We start from the raw sequence: 2,813 nt of genomic DNA on the forward strand, positions 1-2,813 counted from the left end.
CATCAAGCGAGCCGCGCTCGCCGATCGCCGAGATCGTCGCGTCGATGAGCGCCTTGCGGCGCAACGGCTCCATTCCAATTTTCGGCATTCTTGCTCCGGCCTGTGGCGACAAGGTTATTTTTTATTGACGGATCAATCAACAAAAATCCGGGCTGAATTGGTGGCAAAAGTCAGGTGCCGTGACCAGATATCAAGATCAAGCGATTGTGTGATTCTGGCCCCTTCACGAAGTCGCAGGAACGGTTCATGCTTGAACAATGCTTTAGCGCGCCGCGACGTCGCGTAGCCCGGCCCGCAGGATGGAGAGAGCTATGACAGCATGCATCGTCGGCTGGGCGCATTCGCGCTTCGGCAAGCTCGAAGGCGAGACGCTGGAGGGCCTGATCACCAAGGTGGCTAGCGAGGCGCTCGATCATGCCGGCATCGGTCCGGACGAGGTCGACGAGATCGTGCTTGGCCACTTCAACGCCGGCTTTTCCGCACAGGATTTCACCGCAAGCCTGATCCTGCAGGCCGACGACCGGCTGCGTTTCAAGCCGGCGACGCGCGTCGAGAACGCCTGCGCCACCGGCTCGGCGGCGGTCAGGCAAGGCATCCGCGCCATCGACGCCAATGCCGCTCGTATCGTGCTGGTGGTCGGCGCCGAGCAGATGACGACGACATCAGGCGCAGAAATCGGCAAGAACCTTCTCAAGGCTTCGTATCTGCCCGAGGAGGGCGACACGCCGGCAGGCTTCGCCGGCGTTTTCGGCAAGATCGCCCAAGCCTATTTCCAACGCTATGGCGACCAGTCGGACGCGCTGGCGATGATCGCCGCCAAGAACCACAAGAACGGCGTCGACAATCCCTATGCGCAGCTGCGCAAGGATTTCGGCTATGAGTTCTGCCGGCACGAGAGTGAGAAGAACCCCTTCGTCGCTGGCCCTCTGAAACGCACCGATTGCTCGCTGGTTTCGGACGGCGCCGCAGCTCTGGTCCTTGCCGACACGGCGACGGCGTTGAAGATGCGCCGCGCCGTTGCCTTCCGCGCCAACGAGCATGTGCAGGATTTCCTGCCGATGTCGAAGCGCGACATCCTGGCGTTCCAAGGCTGCGAGCATGCATGGAACCAGGCGCTGAAGAAGGCCGGTGTGACGCTCGATGATCTATCTTTCGTCGAGACGCATGACTGTTTCACCATCGCCGAGCTGATCGAGTATGAGGCGATGGGCCTGGCGAAACCGGGCGAGGGCGCAAAATTGGCGCTGGACGGCGAGACGGCGAAGGACGGCCGCCTGCCGGTCAATCCGTCCGGCGGGCTGAAGGCCAAGGGGCATCCGATCGGTGCCACCGGCGTCTCGATGCACGTGCTGAGCGCCATGCAGCTCGTCGGCGAAGCCGGCGGCATCCAGGTGCCGAGGGCCAAGCTCGGCGGCATCTTCAATATGGGCGGTGCCGCGGTCGCCAACTACGTTTCCATTCTCGATCGGATCAGATAAAAGCGGCCCGCCTTACAGCGCCGCGCGCCCTTCCGGCGCGCAAAGGACGCTGTAACACTTTGATTTACGCATGATCCTTTCGAAAATCGATTCCGATTTTCGAGGTCATGCGCTAGAGCATTTTGCAGCCAAAAAGTGGAATCGCTTGGGGTCGCAGAAATGCGGCTAAACAAAGAGATAGAGCGGGATGCCAAAGTTCCATCGAACGCATCCCGCTCTAGCGGGGAATTCATGACAAATCCGGTTCTGGTCGAAGTTTTGCGCGGCGCCGTGGTCGAGAGCGCGCATCGTGGCGCTATTGCGGTCTTCGAGGCCGACGGAAAGCCGGTCTGGGAAATCGGCGATACGGCTCGCCCGGTGTTTCCGCGCTCGGCGGTCAAGGCGATCCAGGCGCTGCCGCTGGTCGAAAGCGGCGCGGCCGATGCGTACGGTTTCGGCAACCGCGAATTGGCGCTTGCCTGCGCTTCGCATTCCGGCGAGCCGGCGCATGTCGAACTTGCGTGGGCGATGCTGGCGAAGGCGGGGCTGGACGAGACCGCGCTGGAATGCGGCGCCCATTGGCCGTCCAGCCATGCGGCGACAGTTGCGCTCGCCCGTGCCGGCAAGGCGCCAAACGCACTGCACAACAATTGTTCTGGCAAGCATGCGGGCTTTCTCTGCACCTGCGTCCACGCCGGCATCGCCCATCGCGGCTATGTCAAATCAGGCCATGCCTCGCAGGAGATGGTACGCGACGCAATGCAAGCGGTGACAGGTGCTGCCCATGATTTCCATCATTGCGGCACTGACGGCTGCTCGATCCCGACCTATGCCGTGCCGCTACGCAGCTTCGCACTCGGCTTTGCCCGCATGGCGACCGGTGTCGGCTTTGAACCCGTGCGCGCCAAGGCCGCAAAGCGGCTGCTTTCCGCCTGCATGGCCGAGCCCTTTCTGGTCGCCGGCACAGGCAGGGCTGATGTTGCACTGATGGAGGCCGCACCCGACCGGATTTTTGTGAAGGGAGGGGCTGAAGGCGTCTATTGCGCGGCACTTCCGGAGCTTGGCCTTGGCATTGCGCTCAAATGCGATGATGGCGCTGGCCGCGCCGCTGAAGTCATGGTCGCGGCATGCATTGCCAGGCTTTTGCACGCCGACAAGGCGCTGGCGGCGAAACTGATCGAACAGGCACATCCGCCCATCGAAAGCCGGATCGGCGCCAAAGTCGGCGCACTCCGCCCCACCGCCGCATTGAGCTGAGAACGGCTTTAGCTCACATGATTGCGCTCGACAGTCAGATGCGCATAGCCGGCATTGCCTGATGAGGCGAGATCGCCGGTCACCGGCTCGGCCCAGCGG

2 protein-coding genes and 1 pseudogene are annotated in these 2,813 nt (G+C 62.5%); 2 read left to right on the forward strand and 1 reads right to left on the reverse strand.

Annotated elements, in window-relative coordinates; all coding sequences use genetic code 11:
• Positions 1 to 88: pseudogene (locus tag EOA85_RS31715) on the reverse strand (transcriptional regulator BetI); the annotation flags it as partial.
• Between the two features lie 223 nt (positions 89 to 311).
• Here EOA85_RS31715 and EOA85_RS31720 point away from each other — a divergent pair.
• Together EOA85_RS31720 and EOA85_RS31725 are read left to right on the forward strand one after the other, a co-directional pair.
• Positions 312 to 1,478 (forward strand): acetyl-CoA acetyltransferase, encoded by a 1,167-nt coding sequence (locus EOA85_RS31720; RefSeq protein WP_127212362.1) that lies wholly within the window; start codon positions 312 to 314, stop codon positions 1,476 to 1,478.
• A 231-nt stretch (positions 1,479 to 1,709) separates the two neighbouring features.
• The gene (locus tag EOA85_RS31725) at positions 1,710 to 2,714 is read left to right on the forward strand and encodes an asparaginase (RefSeq protein ID WP_127212363.1); all 1,005 of its coding nucleotides are present in this window, start codon (positions 1,710 to 1,712) and stop codon (positions 2,712 to 2,714) included.
• Positions 2,715 to 2,813: the final 99 nt, after the last annotated feature.

It is taken from the genome of Mesorhizobium sp. M5C.F.Ca.IN.020.29.1.1 (genome assembly GCF_003997375.1).
Taxonomy (GTDB): domain Bacteria; phylum Pseudomonadota; class Alphaproteobacteria; order Rhizobiales; family Rhizobiaceae; genus Mesorhizobium; species Mesorhizobium wenxiniae.

Coding starts and splice junctions, on each gene's coding strand:
- EOA85_RS31720 (WP_127212362.1), top strand. CDS start 312: ATGACAGCATGCATCGTCGGCTGGGCGCATTCGCGCTTCGGCAAGCTC.
- EOA85_RS31725 (WP_127212363.1), top strand. CDS start 1,710: ATGACAAATCCGGTTCTGGTCGAAGTTTTGCGCGGCGCCGTGGTCGAG.